Origin of the sequence: Massilia sp. CF038, from assembly GCF_900129765.1 — a bacterium.
Taxonomy (GTDB): domain Bacteria; phylum Pseudomonadota; class Gammaproteobacteria; order Burkholderiales; family Burkholderiaceae_D; genus Telluria_A.
This window is the reverse complement of sequence record NZ_FQWU01000002.1, coordinates 1,235,635-1,255,142: the sequence shown is the minus strand read 5'-3', so window position 1 is coordinate 1,255,142 and position 19,508 is coordinate 1,235,635. Positions and strand designations below refer to the sequence as shown.

Annotated in this window: 19 protein-coding genes; 10 read left to right on the top strand and 9 right to left on the bottom strand. The window is 60.4% G+C overall.

Going from position 1 to position 19,508, the window contains the following annotated elements; genetic code table 11:
* The 8 genes from rimM to BUC24_RS16025 all read left to right on the top strand — a co-directional run bounded on the left by rimM (nucleotide 1) and on the right by BUC24_RS16025 (nucleotide 5,555).
* The gene (gene rimM, locus BUC24_RS16060) at nucleotides 1-528 is read left to right on the top strand and encodes a ribosome maturation factor RimM (RefSeq protein ID WP_178372579.1); all 528 of its coding nucleotides are present in this window, start codon (nucleotides 1-3) and stop codon (nucleotides 526-528) included.
* A gap of 26 nt (nucleotides 529-554) precedes the next feature.
* On the top strand, nucleotides 555-1,301 hold the full coding sequence (trmD, locus tag BUC24_RS16055; protein ID WP_073218267.1) for a tRNA (guanosine(37)-N1)-methyltransferase TrmD: 747 nt from the start codon (nucleotides 555-557) through the stop codon (nucleotides 1,299-1,301).
* 101 nt (nucleotides 1,302-1,402) lie between these two features.
* Nucleotides 1,403-1,789: a 50S ribosomal protein L19 gene (rplS, locus tag BUC24_RS16050; protein WP_073218263.1), complete on the top strand. Its 387-nt coding sequence runs from the start codon at nucleotides 1,403-1,405 to the stop codon at nucleotides 1,787-1,789.
* A gap of 69 nt (nucleotides 1,790-1,858) precedes the next feature.
* Nucleotides 1,859-2,524 carry a CoA pyrophosphatase gene (locus tag BUC24_RS16045; protein WP_229448244.1) on the top strand — a complete coding sequence of 222 codons (666 nt, stop codon included), beginning with the start codon at nucleotides 1,859-1,861 and terminating at the stop codon, nucleotides 2,522-2,524.
* Nucleotides 2,525-2,724: 200 nt separating this feature from the next.
* On the top strand, nucleotides 2,725-3,684 hold the full coding sequence (locus tag BUC24_RS16040) for a CobD/CbiB family protein (RefSeq protein WP_073218257.1): 960 nt from the start codon (nucleotides 2,725-2,727) through the stop codon (nucleotides 3,682-3,684).
* Nucleotides 3,685-3,790: 106 nt separating this feature from the next.
* Nucleotides 3,791-4,111, top strand: coding sequence for a DUF3579 domain-containing protein (locus BUC24_RS16035; protein WP_229448241.1), 321 nt, complete (start codon nucleotides 3,791-3,793; stop codon nucleotides 4,109-4,111).
* Between the two features lie 121 nt (nucleotides 4,112-4,232).
* Nucleotides 4,233-4,682, top strand: a complete 450-nt coding sequence (locus tag BUC24_RS16030) for a CBS domain-containing protein (RefSeq protein WP_073218252.1) — start codon at nucleotides 4,233-4,235, stop codon at nucleotides 4,680-4,682.
* Nucleotides 4,683-4,772: 90 nt separating this feature from the next.
* On the top strand, nucleotides 4,773-5,555 hold the full coding sequence (locus BUC24_RS16025) for an SDR family oxidoreductase (RefSeq protein ID WP_229448240.1): 783 nt from the start codon (nucleotides 4,773-4,775) through the stop codon (nucleotides 5,553-5,555).
* Nucleotides 5,556-5,727: 172 nt separating this feature from the next.
* Here BUC24_RS16025 and BUC24_RS16020 read toward each other — a convergent pair whose 3' ends face one another.
* Together BUC24_RS16020 and BUC24_RS16015 are read right to left on the bottom strand one after the other, a co-directional pair.
* Nucleotides 5,728-6,336 carry a hypothetical protein gene (locus BUC24_RS16020; RefSeq protein ID WP_143167543.1) on the bottom strand — a complete coding sequence of 203 codons (609 nt, stop codon included), beginning with the start codon at nucleotides 6,334-6,336 and terminating at the stop codon, nucleotides 5,728-5,730.
* Nucleotides 6,333-7,070: a GntR family transcriptional regulator gene (locus BUC24_RS16015; protein WP_073218250.1), complete on the bottom strand. Its 738-nt coding sequence runs from the start codon at nucleotides 7,068-7,070 to the stop codon at nucleotides 6,333-6,335. Before BUC24_RS16015 ends, BUC24_RS16020 begins: the two co-directional genes overlap by 4 nt.
* Nucleotides 7,071-7,417: 347 nt before the next feature.
* On the opposite strand from BUC24_RS16015, the gene BUC24_RS16010 reads away from it, so the two are divergent.
* Together BUC24_RS16010 and BUC24_RS16005 are read left to right on the top strand one after the other, a co-directional pair.
* On the top strand, nucleotides 7,418-10,198 hold the full coding sequence (locus tag BUC24_RS16010; protein WP_073218247.1) for a TonB-dependent receptor: 2,781 nt from the start codon (nucleotides 7,418-7,420) through the stop codon (nucleotides 10,196-10,198).
* A gap of 81 nt (nucleotides 10,199-10,279) precedes the next feature.
* Complete coding sequence (locus BUC24_RS16005; protein ID WP_229448239.1) at nucleotides 10,280-11,239, top strand: cupin-like domain-containing protein; 960 nt, start codon at nucleotides 10,280-10,282, stop codon at nucleotides 11,237-11,239.
* Nucleotides 11,240-11,435: 196 nt separating this feature from the next.
* Here BUC24_RS16005 and BUC24_RS16000 read toward each other — a convergent pair whose 3' ends face one another.
* The 7 genes from BUC24_RS16000 to BUC24_RS15970 form a co-directional block, all read right to left on the bottom strand.
* Nucleotides 11,436-12,506 carry a flavodoxin family protein gene (locus BUC24_RS16000; protein WP_073218241.1) on the bottom strand — a complete coding sequence of 357 codons (1,071 nt, stop codon included), beginning with the start codon at nucleotides 12,504-12,506 and terminating at the stop codon, nucleotides 11,436-11,438.
* A 136-nt stretch (nucleotides 12,507-12,642) separates the two neighbouring features.
* Entirely contained in the window at nucleotides 12,643-13,953 is a 1,311-nt protein-coding gene (locus tag BUC24_RS15995; RefSeq protein ID WP_073218238.1) for a tetratricopeptide repeat protein, read from the bottom strand.
* 164 nt (nucleotides 13,954-14,117) lie between these two features.
* On the bottom strand, nucleotides 14,118-15,218 hold the full coding sequence (locus tag BUC24_RS15990) for an ABC transporter ATP-binding protein (protein WP_073218235.1): 1,101 nt from the start codon (nucleotides 15,216-15,218) through the stop codon (nucleotides 14,118-14,120).
* A gap of 2 nt (nucleotides 15,219-15,220) precedes the next feature.
* Complete coding sequence (locus BUC24_RS15985; RefSeq protein ID WP_083598945.1) at nucleotides 15,221-16,534, bottom strand: MFS transporter; 1,314 nt, start codon at nucleotides 16,532-16,534, stop codon at nucleotides 15,221-15,223.
* Nucleotides 16,535-16,566: 32 nt separating this feature from the next.
* A complete protein-coding gene (locus tag BUC24_RS15980) occupies nucleotides 16,567-17,370 on the bottom strand; it encodes a carbohydrate ABC transporter permease (RefSeq protein WP_073218230.1) in 804 nt (267 codons plus the stop codon).
* Nucleotides 17,370-18,233 (bottom strand): carbohydrate ABC transporter permease, encoded by an 864-nt coding sequence (locus BUC24_RS15975; RefSeq protein WP_073218227.1) that lies wholly within the window; start codon nucleotides 18,231-18,233, stop codon nucleotides 17,370-17,372. Before BUC24_RS15975 ends, BUC24_RS15980 begins: the two co-directional genes overlap by 1 nt.
* A complete protein-coding gene (locus BUC24_RS15970) occupies nucleotides 18,233-19,495 on the bottom strand; it encodes an ABC transporter substrate-binding protein (RefSeq protein ID WP_073218224.1) in 1,263 nt (420 codons plus the stop codon). Before BUC24_RS15970 ends, BUC24_RS15975 begins: the two co-directional genes overlap by 1 nt.
* Between the last annotated feature and the right edge of the window lie 13 nt (nucleotides 19,496-19,508).

Below are 19,508 nucleotides of genomic sequence, written 5' to 3'. Positions count from 1 at the left end.
GTGCAAGCCCCCGACGATCTGACGCAAGTCGGATATGTGTCCGGCGCCTTTGGCGTCACCGGTTCGATTCGGGTCACCCCGTTTTCGGACGATGCGGATGCGCTGCTGGCCGTCAAAACCTGGTGGCTGGATAAACCGGCCTTGCGGACCGTTTCGGTACGGACTGCAAAAATGCACGGCGGCGACGTCGTGGCCCAGCTGGTCGACACGCTCGGGCGGGATGCTGCGGAGGCGCTCAAGGGCGCCGCTGTGTCGATTCCGCGCAGCCAGTTTCCCCAGTTGCCGGCAGATGAATTTTACTGGTCCGATCTGATCGGGCTGGACGTAGTGAACCTGCAAGGCGAGGCCTTGGGACAGGTGACCGACATGATGCACAACGGCGCGCAAAGCATTTTGCGCATCACTCCTGTGCCTGATGCCGCGGTAGACAAGGCGCCTGAGCGCCTGATCCCGTTTGTCGACCAGTTCGTCAAGACCGTTGACCAGGCAGGCAAAAAAATAACGGTGGACTGGGGCCTCGATTATTAAGGCCCCCGCCACGCAGCGAGGTTCCGATGCAGTTTGACGTCGTGAGCTTGTTTCCAGAGATGTTTGCCGCGCTGACGCAGTCGGGTGTGACCCGCCGCGCGTTCGAGCAAAAGCGCTGGGGCTTGTCGACCTGGAATCCACGCGATTTCACCAGCGACAATCACCGTACGGTGGACGACCGCCCGTATGGCGGTGGCCCCGGGATGGTGATGCTGGCCAAGCCGCTGGAGGCTGCCATTGGCGCCGCCAAGCAGCGTCAGGTCATGCTGGAATTGCCAGTGCCGCGCGTGGTGTTCATGTCCCCGCAAGGCAAGCCGCTGACCCATGAGAAGGTCATGCAGCTCAAGGAAGAACCGGGTCTGGTGTTGCTGTGCGGCCGTTACGAAGCAGTCGACCAGCGTTTGCTGGACCGGGTGGTCGATGAAGAAATCAGCCTCGGCGATTTCGTGCTGTCGGGCGGTGAATTGCCGGCGATGGCGCTGATGGATGCGGTGGTGCGGCAATTGCCGGGCGTGCTGAACGACGATGCTTCGGCAGTCGAAGACAGTTTCGTCAAGGGCTTGCTCGATTCGCCCCATTACACGCGGCCGGACAGTTATGAAGGTGTGGGCGTGCCGCCAGTGCTAATGGGCGGCAACCACGCAGAGATCGTCAAGTGGCGGCGCGAGAAGATGCTTGAAGCGACTGCCCGCAAGCGGCCCGATTTGCTGCTCAAGGCGCGCAGCGCCGGACAGCTGAGCAAGGCCGACGAAAAGTTTTTGGCAGGTTTGTAAACCTGTTGTTTCAACCGACTGCGGGCATGTCGCTCGCCGTCAAACCCCATCCTCTACTGGGCGTAGGTAGTGCCAGCACGATGGTTATTGGAGTTATAAAAATGAACCTGATTCAACAACTTGAGCAAGAAGAAATTGCCCGTCTGGGTAAATCGATTCCTGATTTCGCACCTGGCGATACCGTTATCGTCAACGTCAACGTCGTCGAAGGCACCCGCAAGCGCGCCCAGGCATACGAAGGCGTGGTGATCTCCCGTCGCAACCGTGGCCTGAACTCGAACTTCATCGTTCGTAAGATTTCGTCCGGCGAAGGCGTAGAGCGTACGTTCCAGCTGTATTCCCCGCTGATCGCATCGATCGAAGTCAAGCGCCGTGGTGATGTTCGCCGCGCCAAGCTGTACTACCTGCGTGAGCGTTCGGGTAAATCGGCACGTATCAAAGAGAAACTGCCAAACCGTCGCGCTGCTTCCGCTGCTGCACCTAAGTAATCTTAGCGGCTGCGTTACTGAAAAGGCATCCCTTCCCGGATGCCTTTTTTTGTTTATAGGACAAGTGTTTTGTCAAAGATTTCATTCGATCCAGAGAAACTGCCCGTTGACGCGGTAGGCGCCGAGGGCGCGCTCGATGCCGAGCGCCTGCTGGCCCACTGGTTGCGTGCGCGCTTTGCCAACCCGGTGGCATGGGAAGCGGAACCGGCCGAAGCGGCTTTCATGCAACGCGAACGCATTACCGCTGCTGCGGTCCTGATTGCGCTGGTCGAGCGCGAAGCGGGTTTGTCGATGCTGCTGACCCAGCGCACCGCGCATCTGACCGACCACGCGGGCCAGATCAGCTTTCCGGGCGGGCGCGCAGAAGATTACGACAGCTCGTCCGTTGACACGGCCCTGCGCGAAGCCGAAGAGGAAATCGGCCTCGATCGGCAGCATGTGGAAGTGCTGGGCACCTTGCCCGATTACGTGACTGGCACCGGTTACCGCGTGACACCGGTGGTGGGCCTGGTCAAGCCACCGTTTGCGCTGACGCCCGATCCCGACGAAGTGGCCGAAATCTTCGAAGTGCCGCTGGCGTTCCTGATGAACGCGGAAAATCATCGGCGCCTGTCGTTCGACATGCCCGATGGGGCAGGCAAGCGCAGTTTCTACGCCATGCCTTACGAGCGGTTTTTCATCTGGGGCGCCACCGCCGGCATGTTGCGCAACCTGTTCCATTTCCTGCGCGCGTAACCACACATCGCCCTCGCGGAGGCGGGGGCCCATACCATGTACCCGAAGTTGTTCAACATGATATGGCCCCCCGCCTTCGCGAGGGCGATGTAGTGGCCGTTATCACTCTTACACATAATTACCAATAAGTTTGATTCATCCCCTGCTCTGCGCTATCGTAGCGGGCGACGCTGTATAGCAACAACCCAAAAGGACTCTTGATGACATTTCTCTCCATTCTTTGCGCGCTGCTCATCGAGCAACTCAAACCGCTACGCGCAGACAATCTGATTTATGCCGAAATCAAGGCCCTGGCCATGCGCATGGAAGCGTGGTTCAACGCAGGCGATGCCAGCAATGGCCGGATGGGCTGGCTGCTGCTGATGGCCGGTTTGATGATCCCCACTGCCGTCATCTACTGGGCTTTGTTCAGTTATGTGGGCCTGTTTGCCGCCTTTGCCTGGAACGTGCTGATCGTCTACCTGACGCTGGGCTTCCGCCATTACAGTCATTACTTCACGTCGATCCAGCTGGCTTTGTCGGCGGGCGACGAACACGCGGCCCGCAATCTCCTGGCCGAGTGGACCCGCATCGACACGGTTGGCATGGATGTATCGGAAGTGGCGCGCATCGCCGTGGAAAAGTCGCTCGTGACCACGCACCGCAATGTGTTCGGCGTGTTCTTCTGGTTCCTGATGCCTCTGGGGCCGGCTGGTGCGGTGATGTACCGCGTCTCGGAATACCTGGCGCGTGCCTGGAACGAGCCGGAGCACATGAAAAACGAAGCCTTCGGCCAGTTTGCCGCGCGCGCTTTTTACTGGATCGACTGGCTGCCTGTGCGCCTGACCGCCGTCGCCTTTGCCGTGGTTGGCAATTTTGAAGATGCCATTTACGCCTGGCGCAATTTCGCCCACCGCTGGAGCGACGAAGCGCGCGGCATCATCCTGGCCGCCGGCGGCGGTGCCATGGGCGTGCGTCTGGGTACCCCCAACGAAAACGCCTCGAAGGTGCTGCCGCCGGACGCGGCAACCGTCGACTCGACCGACAGTGAAGCCGAAGTCATGCCTGGCGAAGAGCCGAACGCGCGCGCCCTGCAAAGCACCGTCGGCCTGGTCTGGCGCGCCCTGTTACTATGGATGATGCTGTTGCTGCTGCTGTCGGGCGCAGCGTGGCTGGGTTGATCGGAGGAATGCATCCGATCAGCATTCCCAGTCTTCTATAAGATATAATACTGAGGTTCCCACCAAGCTCCCACGCCGCCCTATGGCCGAGTTACCTGAAAACAAGATGAAGCTCGCTGAAGAGTTCTTCATTCTTGGCCTCACCAGCGATGGCAGGCAGTTCCGGCCCAGTGACTGGGCCGAGCGCCTGTGCGGCGTCATGTCCTGTTTCAGGCCGGCTGGTTCCGGCGGCCGCAATGCCCATCTGCAGTTTTCCCCCTATGTGCGCCCAACCGTCCTGAATGGTGTGAAGGCGGTGGTGGTCAATAACGACCTGCAAAAAATCGAACCGCTGGCCTACCATTTCGTCCGCGACTTCGCAAAAGACAACGATCTCCAGATCATTGACGCCTGTATCTTGCCGCTTCCTGGCGAGTCCAAACCGTAAAACACGTTCCCGTACTGCTTTGAGCAAGCGCAAGACCGGTGCAGATTGCCCGCGATAGCGTAGACCTTTCGCGCGCCATTCTGCGCGCGCGCAACCACAGCGGCAATTGCCGGGAGGTCTCATGCGAGTCGGGGAAATTTGCACAGTACAGACCATTTACTGTACGCGTGACGAAACAGTGCAGGGCGCTGCCTTGCTCATGCGCAGCCATCACGTCGGCGACCTGGTGGTCGTCGACCAGCGCGATGGCGAAAAGCTGCCGGTCGGGATCATCACCGACCGCGACATCGTGGTATCTGTCATCGCCCTGGGCCTCGATCCGGCCAGCCTGCTGGTGGGCGACATCATGAGTGACGACTTACTCACTGCCACCGCGGATGATGATGTCTACGAGACAATCGAGCGCATGCGCTTTCGCGGGATTCGCCGCGTTCCCGTGGTCAACAATGGCGGCGCGTTGACCGGTATTGTCAGCGTCGACGACCTGCTTGAGTTCCTGGCCGAGGAGATGGGCGAGCTGTCGCGGATCAGTTCTCACCAACAATCGCACGAAAAGCGTGCCCGTCAGTAATTACTTGCTAGCAAGCTACCGATAAGTACGCTACCATGTTGCTGTAGGGAAGCGAAAGCTTCGTTTTAGCAATCTGAAAGGCGTACCATCGTGGCGATCAAACAGCAGAGAGATACCTCGTTCGAGGGCAAAGTCGTGCTCGTAACTGGGGCGGCAGGGGGCATTGGCCGTGCAGCGGCAGTGGCGTTCGGGCGTGCAGGCGCTTGCGTGGTGGTGGCCGATACCTCGGTTGACGGTGGTCACGCAACCGCGGCGATGATCGTCGAAGGTGGCGGCAAGGCCTTGTTTGTGCAGTGCAATGTCACGCGCGCTGCCGAAGTGGAAGCCTTGATCGACAAAACTGTTGCGTATTATGGACGCCTGGATTGCGCGTTCAACAACGCTGGCATCGAGGAAGAATCGCAGCCGCTGGCCGACACCGACGAAGCCTTGTTCGACCGCATTATGAACGTGAACGTCAAGGGTACCTTCCTGTGCATGAAGTACGAGATTCGTCAGATGCTCAAGCAGGAAACGGGCGGCACCATTGTTAACACGGCATCGGTGGCGGGACTGGTGGGCGCCCCGACTCAGCCTGCGTACGCGGCCAGCAAGCACGCTGTGGTGGGCATGACCAAGACCGCAGCAGCCGAGTATGCCCGCAACGGCATCCGCATCAACAGCGTCTGCCCGGGTGTGATCAACACCCCGATGATGGCGCGCGCACTGGAACGCGAACCGCAGCGGGAGAAGAAGCTGCGCAATGTGCATCCGGTCGGGCGTTTTGGCGAACCGGCCGAAATCGCCAATGCCGCTTTGTGGCTGTGCTCGGACAAGAGTTCGTTTGTGACTGGCCATCAACTGGCGGTTGACGGCGGCCTGACCGCAATTTGACCACTACATCGTCCTCGGGCTCGGCGCCCCCCTTGGCGGGGACCCATGCCACCTTATAGAATTCGGTGAAATGGTATAGGCCCCCGCCTCCGCGAGGGCGACGTGGTGGTTGAATCATGTTGCGACGGCAGCATACAGCGCTTGGCCTGGCATCTGAAGCAACGGCCCATTATCAGGGCATTGCGCTTCCCTGACCTGCAACCCAGGCCGAGAATTCAGCACTCAGGCCAGGCGGGTTCGCAGCCGCGGTCTGTTCGACAATCTCGTCGTAGTATTCAAGTTCGTGCACGATCACGGGGATCGGGCGACCAAACCGGCGCTCGATCAAGCCCGAGGTGTGCAGATTGCGCGCGATCGCGACACTCAGCGCGACAAAGCGGGCCGTGATGGCCTCTGCAATCGGCGTGCATGCCTCGAAATTGGCATCTTCCTGTTCATCCGTGTACCACAAGCCTTGTGCACGCAGCAGCGCCTCCAGCAGGTCGCCACTGGGTGTGCCAGGCTCCCCGATGAACAATAGTTCGTTCTGGAGCCAAAACGCAAAGTTCCACTTTGCTTCCTGTGGATCGCGGACAAAGGGGATTTGCGACGCCAGCTGCGCGCGCGTATTGAAGCCCAGTTGCAGCATCGACTGGCGTGGATCGTCGTCCATCTCAAACACAAATAGCGAGAGTGCGTAGATGTCGGCCAGGTCCGCATCGGGGACCCCAGCCAGCGCACCGGCAATGGCTGCACTGGCGTGATCGACGAAAGCGGTCGATTGCATCTCGTTTGTACTCATGAGCTCAACTCCGCCACAAAGTCATACATGTCGCCGCGGAAGTAGGAGCGGCAAAACTCCACCGCGCGGCCATCGCGCAAAAAGCCCAGGCGTTCCACGCACAGGCCTGCATCGCCTTCGTTCGACTGCAGCAGCTTGGCCTGCTCCGCATTGAGCAGGATCGCCGACAGCCGCTGCAGCGCGCGCACCGGGCGGTTGCCCGCGTCTTCCAGCGCTTCATACATCGAAATGCCCACTGTCTCCAGGCTGGGCAGGGCAGAGGCAACGATGGTCGCAAATTCCAGACACATGGGGATCTCGTCCGCATAGCGAATCCGGTTGAAGCGGTACACGGGCGCACCGGGCGACAGCCGCAAACGCAGTGCTTCCTCCGGTGTGACTGTGCCTTCCGAGCGCTTGAGCCAGACGCTGCGCGGTGTGCGCCCGCGTGCCCGCATATCCTCGGAGAAGGAGGTCAGCTTGGCGAAGTTCTTTTCGATTCTGGTATTGATGAAGTTGCCCGAACCGGGCCGGCGTACCAGCAAGCCTTCCGAAACCAGGCCATCGATCGCCTTGCGCACCGTGATGCGCGACACGGCCAGGTCGGTGGCCAGCTGGCGCTCGGCGGGCAGCGCCTCGTCGGGACCAAACAGGCGCTTGTCGATGGCTTCGCGCAGGGCGCGCTGCAGCTGTTGATACAGCGGCAGGCTGCTGGTCTGGGCCAGATTTTCCATGATGGTGGCAAGGGAAGTCATACCAATACGCCTTCATTTTTTAAAAGTGGTGCGTGTTTGCCACACTTGTCAAAGGGCCGGATGGCCGGAACCGATAATACCAAAAAAAGACCACCAACAGCATTTTGCCCTAGGATGTGCTTTCAACAACGTCGCGTCGACCAGACCACTTGGCGCCATCTGCCGCTCGCGCCCCACGAGACACTTATGCGTACAAAATTATTATCTGAATTGGTAGTGTTCTGGTATTAAACAGTAGTATATTGGCGTTAGATTGGTTTTAGAGGTGGTTGTACCAATTCGACAAAGTGGTGGTGACGAAAACGAACAGGCTTCCACAAGGAAGCCGAACAATCCAAGGGGGAATTATGAAGCAGAATCAGGCAGCAGTTGGCAAGCACGCAAAGCAGGGCATCAACCGTCTGACGCCAGTGGCGGCAGCATCGGCCTTGCTGGTATTGAGCGTGGCAATGCCGGCTCAAGCCCAGCAGGTCGAGCAGAAAGAACCGGAAGTGGTCATCGTGACCGGTATTCGCGCGTCCCTGCAGCAATCGCTGACGGCCAAACGCAATGCGGCCGCCAACGTGGAGGTGATCACTGCCGAAGACGTGGGCAAGATGCCCGACAAAAACGTCGCCGACTCGCTGCAACGCCTGCCTGGTGTGAACATCAGTTCCTCGGCTGCCGGTTCCGGCGGTTTCGATGAAAACGACCGCGTCAGCCTGCGCGGCACCGCGCCAAGCCTGACCCAGACCGTCATCAACGGCCATGCCATTTCATCGGGCGACTGGTTCGTACTCGACCAGGTGGGCGGCGCCGTTGGCCGCAGCGCCAGCTACTCGCTGCTGCCATCGGAAATCGTGGGTCAGGTTGTGGTGCGCAAGAGCCCGACCGCCGATCTGGTTGAAGGCGGCGTTGCCGGTACCGTCGACGTGATCACCCGTCACCCGCTCGACTTCAAGGATCCGCTCTCGTTCGAAGCGAATATCCAGGCCGTGCATTCGACTCTGGCCGGCAAGACCGACCCGCAGTTCAGCGCCCTGGTCAACTGGAAGAACGATGCCAATACCTTTGGCGTGATGCTGCAAGGGTTCTCGGAAAAGCGCAGCCTGCGCCGCGACGGCCAGGAACTGCTGCAGTGGACCCAGGTGTCGCCAACCAGCCCGGTGGCAGTGGCCCATCCTGACCTTGCCAATGTCTGGTACCCGCGTCTGATCGGCTCCTCGCTGTTCGAACAGGAACGCGAGCGCAAGGGCGGCCTGGTGGATGTGCAGTTCAAGCCATCGCGCGACTTCAGCGCTGAAGCGACCTTCTTCAGCTCCAAGCTGACCGCGTCGAACTACAACCGCAACTTCATGACCGACCAGCTGGGCAGCGGCATGATCAGCGGCGGTGTGTCGCCAGATACCTACACCGTCCACAATGGCACCCTGACCTCGGCCAGCTTCGCCAACAAGGGCACCACCGCGGCGCCACTGCGCTACGGTATCGTCGATGACATCGTGCGCGAGGGCGCTTACGCCAAGTCGGACTTCCTGGACCTGGCATTCAAGTACCGCGTCAGCGAAGGCTTCGTCGTCCGCGGCCAGGCCGGCAAGACGCGCGGCACCGGCGCCACCCCGTCGCAAGGCGTGTACGAAGGTGACATCATCAACACCGGCGCCAGCTACCAGTTGAATGGTCTGGGCAGCCCTGCCACCGTCAAGTTCCTGGGCGGTGACCAGTCGACCTTCACCGGCACCATTCTGGATTGGGTGTTTGGTTTGTCGCCAGCGACCACCAGCGATGAAGAGACCTACGCGCAGATCGATGCAGAGTACAAGGTTGATCTGGGCCCCATGAACGTGATCAAGTTCGGCCTGCGTGGCACCGACCATGACCGCAGCAACTTCACCGTGGCGCAAGGTCCGAACTGGGCCAATACCGAACCAGGTACCGCCAACACGAATCCAGCCTGGAACGGCAGCCGCTATCCATCGGACTTCGGCAAAGACCTGGGCGGCACCTTCCCACGCAACGTATGGGAAATCGACCGCAGCATTCTGCAAGCCTGGGGTGATGCGCACTCGAACCGCAGCCTGGAACGCACCTACTACAGCGAGATGTTCGCGCTGAATGAAAAGACCAAAGCCGCCTACATTTCGGGCGACATGGAAGGTGACGGCTGGAGCGGCAACGTTGGCGTGCGCGTGGTACGTACCGAAGGCACTTCGAACGGTTACCAGATCGTGCCGAATCAGGTACCTGGCGCAAACCTGCCTGCCTATCCATGGGGCGGTTTCGTGCAGCAGACCTCGATCGAAAACAACCACACCAAGGTTCTGCCTAGCTTCAACTTGAAGCTCGACGTGAACAAGGACGTTGTGGCCCGCTTTGGCGTATCGCGCACCATGTCGCGTCCTGATTTCGGCGCACTGGGTGGCACCGTCAGCCTGACCGACGAAACCCACACCGGCAACGGCGGCAACGCGAAACTGAAGCCAGTCATTTCGAACAACATCGACGCAACCGTGCAGTGGTACTTCGCTCCGCGCGCTCTCGTGTCGGCTGGTCTGTTCTACATGGACCTGCATGACTACGTTGGCTACGGCATCTCCACCGGCACCTTCATCGACAGCCGTGCGTCGGAGCAGTCGGGTCAACCGGTATTTGCTCAGTACTCGATCACGTCGCCAGTGAACGTTCGCGCCAGCATCAAGGGTGCGGAATTTGCAGCACAGGTACCGCTTGGCGCCGGTTTCGGCCTCGATGGCAACCTGACGCTGGCTGACTCGCAGCAAGCCTTCGGTTCCTGCCCTGCGACCCAGACCGTCACCTCGCAAGAGCCATGCGACATGCTGGGCGCCTCGAAAGTGACGTCGAACATTGGCGCCTTCTTCGAGAACGACCGCTGGAACGCGCGTGTCGGTTACGCCTGGCGTTCGGCGTACTTGGCAGCCCAGGACCGCGGCACCCCGCTGTACCAGGATGCTGTTGGCCAGCTGTCGCTGTCGTTCAACTACTCGATCAGCAAGAACCTGACCCTGTCGATCAGTGGCCAGAACTTGAACAATCCGATCCTGAAGAACTATGTCTACAACAAAGACCAGCCTTCGCGCTTCTACGCCAATGGCGCGCAGTACTATGCGGGTCTGCGTCTGAAGTACTAAGACATTCTGTCGTAAGCCTCATCTCATACCCGCCTCGGCCGATTTTGGCCCTGGCGGGTTTTTTTATGCCAGAATTCGACCATGACGACGACAACGATGACGGCGGTGCCCGAGTGGCACGATGTCGATGCACAGACCTTTGCTACCATCCAGGCAAGTTACCAGCCGGCCATTTTGCGCGGCTTCGTGCGTCATTGGCCATCCGTCAGGCTGGGGCAGGGCGCACCGGAAGATATCTGTAACTACCTGATCGCCTGCGACAGCGGTGCTGAAGTTGACGCGCTGCTGGCACCCGCAGCTGAAAAGGGGCGCCTGTTCTATCAAAACGATATGAACGGCTTCAATTTTGCGCGCCGCAAGCTGCCCGTGAGTGCGGTGATTGAGCAGCTGGCGCGCTATTCGCAATTTGCCGCACCGCCATCAGTGGCGGTCCAGAGCGCGCTGATTGACGAGTGCCTGCCGCGCTTTGCACAGGAAAATGTGCTGCCATTGCTGGATGCGGCGGTGCGGCCGCGCATCTGGCTGGGTAACACTATCACCACACCGGCGCACTTTGACGAGTCGAACAACATCGCTTGCGTCGTGGCGGGCAAGCGGCGCTTTACCTTGTTCCCGCCGGAGCAAGTGGCCAATCTGTATATTGGTCCGCTGGACTTTGCACCTACGCCCACGCCCATCAGCATGGTCGATTTCAATGCGCCGGATTTCGAACGGTTTCCGCGTTTTCGGGAGGCGCTGGCCAATGCGCTGGTGGCTGATCTGGCGCCGGGCGATGCACTCTATATTCCCACCTTGTGGTGGCATCATGTGCAGTCGACTGGCATTCTGAATATCCTGGTCAATTACTGGTGGCGCACGTCGAGCGGGGCGAGTCCGTTTGAGTCGCTGGTGAGCTGCATGCAGAATTTGCGAGAGCTGCCGCCGGAACAACGCAAGGCCTGGGCGGCCATGTTTGCGCATTATGTGTTTGATGGGGAGGTTGATCCGGGGGCGCATATACCCGAGCACAAGCGCGGTGTACTTGCAAAGGTGAGGCCGTAGAACATCGTCCTCGCGCAGGCGGGGACCCATTCCATGCTTCCGGAGTCGTTCAGCGTGCTATGGGTCCCCGCCTTCGCGAGGACGATGTGGTAGTGATCATTTGGGCCTTGGGCGGCGCGGATTGCGATCCATGTTTCCGGAGTCGCTCAGCGTGCTATGGGTCCCCGCCTTCGCGAGGACGATGATGTGGTGGTGATTATTTGGGGCGAGGGCGGCGCAGATTCCGATCTGGCTGCGACAGGCGCCCTGCACGCAGCTCACCGACCGCCTTGCCCACCGCACGCGCCACATTACGCACCTCTTCCTGAAAATCCGTATCGCGATCGAACACCTCGTGACTTTCGGCGTACGACTCGTAGTAGCCAATAAACCGATCCAGCTTGGCAAAACTGCCCGCGTCCACCAATCCCATCCAGTCCAGCCAATCGGTCAGCCCGCGCCGCGTCATCTCGATCCCGGCCACGTCGCCATGGACAATCACGCCATAGGCGCGGTCCGCCAGATGCTTGGGATAGTCCCACCCCGTCAGTTCCAGCGCCTTGGCCTCCTCAGCCTTTTTGCCATGGGTGGAGGTAGGATCCGGATTGCCGCCATCGGCACACACCAGCCGGTCGATCATGAGCTTGAGCACCGCCGGTGTCTGATACCAGTACACCGGCGTGAGGATGATGACGCCATGCGCTGCCACCCACTTCTCGTAGATCTCGTTCATCCAGTCATTCGTTTGCCGCAGCGAGTGATTGGGATAGCAGCTGCATGGCCAGTGGCACAGCGGCATGGCGGTTGACACGCAGCCCTTGCACGGATGGATGTGACGGTCGTAGTCGGACGTGAGCAGCGACAGATCGAGCACGTCTGCTTCAATGCCCTCTGCCTCGAGCACCTCTTTGGCCAGCATGGTCATGCGATGCGTCTTGGAGATCTCGCCGGGGCAGGTGCCGTCGTTGCGCGCCGAGCCGTTAATCAGCAGAACCCGCGAGCGCGTTGACGGCAGCTTCTGGTGCGCCTCGGCCGCCAGCAGGCGGTCGCGCGTGTCTTTCCATTCCACCGACAAGTCGTAGTCGGGATCCTTGAAGCCAGGGCCGGCAGGCACTGTCACCGGCGCCTTGTGCGAATCAGCGTAGTTGTCCCATGCCGTCTGCTCCACTTGATCGAGCGCGCCTCGCACCGCATCAAAAGCCGGATCCATGAAGGAGCGTGAAAACACGAGATGAAATTCATCGCGTCCCAGTTTGGCGGGTGCCTGTCCCTTGCGTGCAGCAGTCATGGTCTGGCCTTTCGGTAGAATCAGGCCAGTATCCGGTCAAGCGCCGAAACCAAATGTTCGATGGCGCACTCAAGGGGCGAAAAAAAAGCGGCGCTGGCCGAAGCCAGCAACCGCTCTTATTGCGCAAGCTGAAAAATCAGTTGGTCTTGGCCGCTGGCGTGCCCTTAGGACCGTTGACATACATGATCCAGTAGCGTGCCAGGTCGCCGACCGTGTCCGGCGCGCCTTTCAGGCTTTCGAAGACTTTCAGCGCATCGGCTTTGCGGCCGGCCAGTGCATAGGCTTCGCCCAGACGCAGCTGCGATTCCTTCTCGTTCTTCAGGCCGCCCTTGGCAATGCCTTTTTCCATCAGCCCGATACCCTTGTCGAATTGGTCCATGGTGACGTAGGTGAAGCCCAGGTTGACCAGCGGCAGACCAGTCTTGGCCTTGAGCGCGCCAGCTTCGCCCGCATCGATCGACTTAGCATCGTCCGCGGCGTTCTTGTTGACGCGGTCGCGCAGTGACTTGTGCTTGGCGGCGTCGCTGCCCTGGCCCAGCACATTGGTGGCGTAACCCTTGTCGACGACTTTTTTCGCTTCGGCGAACGATGCGGCCAGCAGGGCGCGCTCGGCGTATTCCACGTACTGGTCAGCCGACATTTCGGTGGTGGCCACGGCCTGCAGACGGTAGTAGTCGATCTGCACGCGGTCGTTGAAGCCTGGCTTGTTCTGCAGACGGCGCAGCATGTCGGACCAGAATTCCGGCGTTGGGTAGTAGGTCACCAGCTTTTCCATGACCTTGGCGTAGCCATCTTTGTCCTTGGTTTTTTCGTACACACCGGCCAGCAGGCGCAGGTCTTCTTCGGTTGGTGGCTTGCCGGCGGCTTCGGCAGCAGCAATCGATTTGTCCAGCTCTGTCTTGGCGGTAGCGACGTCACCACCGAAGAAGTAAGCGCGGTTCAGCGACACAGCCACTTTTTCAGGCGTCGCGCTGTCCTTCTGATAGCGCTTGTACCACTCGATCGCCTTTGGATAGTTCTTGGCGGTGTAGTAGGAGTTGGCCAGGGTGATGGTGAAGTCTTCCAGTTCCTTTTTTTCCAGGAAGCCGGAATTGATGGTCGACTCGAGAGAATCGGCGACCATTTTTTCATTGTTCGATGCATAGCCCAGTGCGACCTTCATGCGGCCGATCACGTAGTCCTCGTAAGGCGTGTGATTCGGCACGGCTTCAGCGGCGGTGATGGCAGCCTGCACGTCGGCGAATTTTTTCGCAGCGATCATTTCCTTGATCTTGGTCGGCTCGATCAGCTTGTACATTTCCGGACGAATCTGTTCTTCCTTCTTGGCGCCGGCGGCAGGCGCGGCGGCCTTGTCTTGCGCGTGGGCGCTGGTCAGGAAAACAGGCGCGGCGTTAAGGCCAATAGCGGCCAACAGCAGGCTGATGCGGGCGAGACGGAACTGGGACATGGACAATCCTTTTGAAAGTCATTGCGACAGCCATTCGTCGGCACCGGGCCGGCGACTGCCTGTCCGGCAGTGAACATGTTATTCGGCAACATAGATACCCGGCAGCACGCGCTGGCGGGACGAAGGGCATATTGTCACATAAACGACAAAATCACGTCCTGCTTTCAGTGCTTATTGGTAACTGGATGTAAGAAGGCGGCGCCCTGCGCATTGAAGAGGTGGCTGCGATGGGGCAGCAACTGCACGCCGAGCGTGCTGCCGGCAGAAGGAGGTGCGCGATCCGGCGCCAGTTTCACCGCGATCAGGCTGGCGTCGCCTGACATGCTGCCATACACCACCGTCTGGTCGCCCAGGTATTCGGCGTGCGCCACCGTCAGCGTGATCGTGTCGCCCGGTCCCATGTGTTCCGGCCGCACGCCCAGGGTCACCTGGTCCTCCACGCGGGCGTCGCCGGCCTCCACTTCGGGCGCAAACAAGCTGCCGTCGGGCAGACGCACGACAATGCGGCTGCCCACCACCTGCGCCACGGTCGCTTTGATGAAGTTCATTTTTGGCGCACCCAGAAAACCTGCCACGAACAGGTTGGCAGGGTGGTTGTATAACTGGTGCGGGGTGCCCGCCTGCTCGATGCGGCCACCGTTCATGACGACGATGCGCTGGCCCAGGGTCATCGCTTCGACCTGGTCGTGGGTGACGTAAATCATGGTGGACTTGAGGTCCTGGTGCAGGCGGCTAAGCTCCACCCGCATCTGCACGCGCAGGCTGGCGTCCAGGTTCGAAAGCGGTTCGTCGAACAGAAACACGCCCGGTTTGCGTACGATGGCGCGTCCGATTGCCACGCGCTGGCGCTGGCCGCCGGACAGCTCTTTGGGTTTGCGATCGAGCAGATGGCCGATTTGCAAAATGGCGGCAGCGCGCTGCACGGCCTCGTTCAGCTGCGCACCTTTCTGGCCTGCCAGCTTGAGCGCAAAGGCCATGTTGTCGAACACGGTCATGTGCGGGTACAGCGCATACGACTGGAACACCATGGCCAGGCCCCGCTGGGCCGGTGGGGTGTCGTTGGCCAGCTTGCCGCCGATATGCAGCTGCCCGCCGCTGATTTGTTCGAGGCCTGCGATCATGCGCAGCAGGGTCGATTTGCCGCACCCGGATGGGCCGACGAAGACCACAAATTCACCGTCGCCGATTTCCAGATCAACGCCATGGATGACAGGCTGCTTGTCGTCGTAGTGTTTGGTGACGTTACTGAGATGAAGACTTGCCATCGTCAGACCACTTTTGCTTCTGCGCCGGTCGCGTGCGGCAGTACGACGTTGCTCTGGCGAGCGCTCATGGGAATGAGTTGCGACATGATGGCGACCGGAATTGCAGCGCACAGAACCCAGACAAAAAAATGCTGGTAACCGAGGGCGATTTGAATGTCGCCACTGATCCATTTGAACAGCGAGAAGCCAAGCTGCATGATCCCTGTCGAAAAAGCATAGTGCGCGGTCTGGTATTTGCCGGGAGCGACCACCTGCATCATGTACAGGATCAAGCCGACGAAGCCGAAGCCGTAGCCGAACATCTCTACGCTCAGTGCTGTGCCAATAATGGTGAGATCCGTTGGCAGGGTGACCGACAGGAAGTAGAACACCAGGTTGGGCAGGTTGACCGCCAAAATCAATACCAGGATGGCGCGCTTGAGACCAAGCCAGGACGTGAAGTAGCCGCCGGCGATGCTGCCCACAATGAACGCAATGGTGCCCACCGTGCCGTACACCGCGCCCACTTCGGCGGTGGTCAGACCCAGCCCGCCCAGGTTGCGCGCTTCACGCAGGAACAGGGGACCGATGGTCTGCACCTGTGCTTCGCCGGCGCGGAACAGAATAATGAAAATGATCGCCACCCAGATGCCGGGCTTGCGGAAGTAGTCGAGGATCACTTCCTTGAGCGTGCGCGCGATGGCGGCTGCGTTGGTGTCCACCGATACCGCGTTCTTCGCCTGCGGCAGGGCCCAGCTGTTATACAGACCCAGCGCCACCATGGCGGCGGCCAGAATGCAGAACACAATGGTCCATGCCGATGCCACACCCATGGTTTTTTCAAAGTGGCCCGCCAGCAGCAGCAGGCCGCCAGCGGAAATGAAGCGGCCCGCGTTAAAGAAGGTGCCGGTCCAGCCGGCGTAGCGGGCCTGGTCTTTCTCGTCCAGGCTGGCAATGTACAAACCGTCGCAAGCCACGTCGTGGGTGGCGGAGGCGATGGCCACCAGCGTCAGCATCGTAACGCAGGCCGCTACCCAGAACGGCAGATGCAGTGCCAGCGCAACGCCGCCAAGGCACACGCCGCCAATCAGCTGAAATGACACCACCACGAGCTTTTTGCTGCTGGCCAGTTCCAGGAAAGGACTCCAGAGTGGCTTGAAGATCCAGGCCGACATGATGGCTGCGGTCCAGTGGCCAATATCGTCATTGCCCACGCCCATGCTCTTGAACATCTGGCCGGCGACCAGGGCCACCGCAAAGAAGGGCAGACCCTGGGCAAAATACAGGCTGGGCACCCAGGCCAGCGGGCTGCGCGATTTTTTTGTGATGTCCGTCATGAAGTCCTCTTTGCTTGATTAGTCCAACGTGTTCATTTGACCGCGCCATCCATGCCGCGCATGAAGAAGCGTTGCGTGAACAGGAAGGCCGCCAGGGTCGGCAGGATGGTCAGCACCGTGCCGGCGGCGATCACCCGGGTACTGCTGCCGAAGGTGCCGCGCAAATACAGCACGCCTACCGACAGCGGAAATTCATCGGGCTTGCTCATCACGATCGACGGCCAGATGTATTCGTTCCACGCTTCCACCGCCGTCAGAATGCCGACCGTGGCCAGCCACGGGGCGATCAGGGGCAGCATGATGCGCGTGAAGATGACCCATTCGCTGGCCCCATCGACGCGCGCCGCGTCAATCAGGTCTTGCGGCACTTCTTCAAACGCTTGCTTGAGCAGCAGGATGGCGACCGCCGTGACCACGTTTGGCAGGATCACGCCGGTGTAGGTATCGACCAGGCTCAGTTTTGTGACGGTGATGAAGTTGACCAGGAAATTGACTTCCGACGGCAGCACCAGCGTCGCGAGGATGATCCCGAAGACCAGCTTGCGGCCGCGGAACTGCATGCGCGCCAGCGGATACGCGGCCAGTGAACACAGGGTCAGCTTCCAGAATACCGTCAGCGCCGCAATCAGCACCGAATTCTTGAAAAACGCCAGCACCGGAATGGCCTCGAACACCTGGGCGAAGTTGGTCAGCGAGGGGGCGCGTGGCCAGAAGGTGGGCGGGAAGGCAAATACATTGCCCTCGGTGGACAGGGCTGTTACCAGCGTCCACCAGAACGGGAACACGCACACGATGGCCAGTGCGCACAGCAGCAGGTAATGCAGGGTGCGGCGCATCAGCGGTGCCTCGGTTTCAGGTAGCGCAGACAGAGCATGGCAATGCCGACGCAAATGACCGAGACCACCATGCTGGCAGCGAGCGCGCGCGGCAGCTTGAGGTGCTTGAGGCCCTGGTCGTACGCGTAGTACAGAGCGGTGAAGGTCGAGTTCATCGGACCGCCCTGGGTCAGCACATCGACTTCCTGATACGCCTTGAGCGCAGCCAGCACCGACAGAATCGTGCAGACCATGATGGTGGGACGCAGCATGGGCACGGTAATCTTCCAGAACTGCTGCCAGCGGTTGGCGCCGTCAAGAATGGCCGCCTCCTGCATGTCGGCCGGGATCGACTGCAGCGCCGCCAGGTACATCACCATGTACCAGCCAAGGCCGCGCCAAAGTGTAACGAACATGATCGCAAACAGCGCCAGCGTGTCGTCGGTCAGCCAGCCCAAAGGCGCGTTGGCCAGCTTGAGCTGCATGAACACATAATTGAGCGTGCCCTGTTCATGGAACATGAAGCCCCACATGATGCCCACCACCGACACCGTGGTCACCACCGGTACGTAGAACGCGGCGCGGAACCAGCGGATGCCGGGCAGTTGGTTATTCACCAGCACCGCCAGTGCCACAGCGCCAATTTGCACAAAGGGCACCATCAGCAGGAACAGCAGCGAGTTTTTGAGGCCCGTGACGAACATCTCGTTGTCGAAGATGTAGCGGAAATTATCCAGGCCGACCCACGAGGTTTCGCGCACCAGGCTGTAATCGGTAAACGCGAGGAAGGACCCGAACAGCACCGGCCAGAACGAAAAGACGGCCAGCAGCACCAGCGCGGGCGCCAGGAACAGCCATGCGTGAAGCTGACGGCGGGCGGCCATCAGTGCAGCCTTTGGGAAGCGAGTTTTTTGTTCCAGATCGCCACGGCCTGATCCAGCGCCAGCTTGACGTCCTGCTTGCCAGTGACCCCGGCTTCGACCGCCTTGACCAGCGAACGGCGCAATTCGTCATAGTCGTCAATGCCGGCCACGTACAAGGTATGCGAGTGGACCATCGATTTGGCGCCAGCGGCCACCGCTTGCTCGGCCGCGCCCGCGCCGGGCGCGAGCGACAGAAAGAATGGGTCGGCTGCGGCCCGCGCGGTGGTCGGGAACACGCTCGCTTCCCGGGCAAAGGCCAGCTGATTGGCGTCGTTGGTCAGGTACAGCGCGAACTTGCCCACTGCCGGCAGCAGGGCCGGCTTGACGCCCTTGGGAATGGCGAAGTGCACCAGCCAGCCACCGTCAGCAATGCCGGTCGGCCCCAGTGGGGCAGGGGCGATGCCGCTGAGGGCATAGATGTCCCTGGCGTCGGCCTGGATCCGGCGCAGCGCTGTCGGCGGCGCCAGCAGCATGCCCAGGCGTCCGCCGTTGTAGGCGTTGACGACAGCAGGGAAGTTATCTTCGGCGAACAAGCTTTCCTTGAGCAGGCCGCCCACCTGGTAGGTGGCCGCCAGTTTTTTTACCAGCGCCACATGCGCAGGCGAATTGAACACGGCCTTGCCCTGGTCGATTACCTTCAGACCCTGCCACATGAACAGGCCATCAATCTTTGACAGGGCTGGCGCGTAACCCGCCTTGCCGGTGGTGAGCGCGATCTGGCGCGCAAACGCCAGCTGCTCGTCAAAGGTGGCCGGGCCCCGGGTCAGGCCAGCAGCGCGAAAGATATCGCGGTTGTAGGCAATCACCGCCACGTTGCTGTACATCGGGAAGCCGTAGGTTTTGCCACCGAAGGTGAGGTCCTGCAGCGTGCCGGGAATGTAATTGGTGCGCGCGCTGCCAAGCAGCCCGTCAATGGGCGTAAGCAGCTGGTCGCGCGCGTATTCGTCGGCCCAGGGGACATTCAGATTGACCAACGCGGGCGGCGTGCCAGCTACGATACGCGTCACCAGTTTGGTCTGGATCACGTCCCACGGAAAATCGACCCACTCAACCTTCACGCCCGGGTTGGCCGATTCGTAGTTGCGGACCACGGACTCGAAGTAGGGCGTGAAGCGGGGCTTCATGCTGAAGGTCCAGAACTCGATCTTGGTATCGGCCGCCAGCGCGGCCTGCATCGACAATCCAATTGCCATCAATGCCGTCAGCAGTATCTTGATGTTCATTGATGGCAGCGGA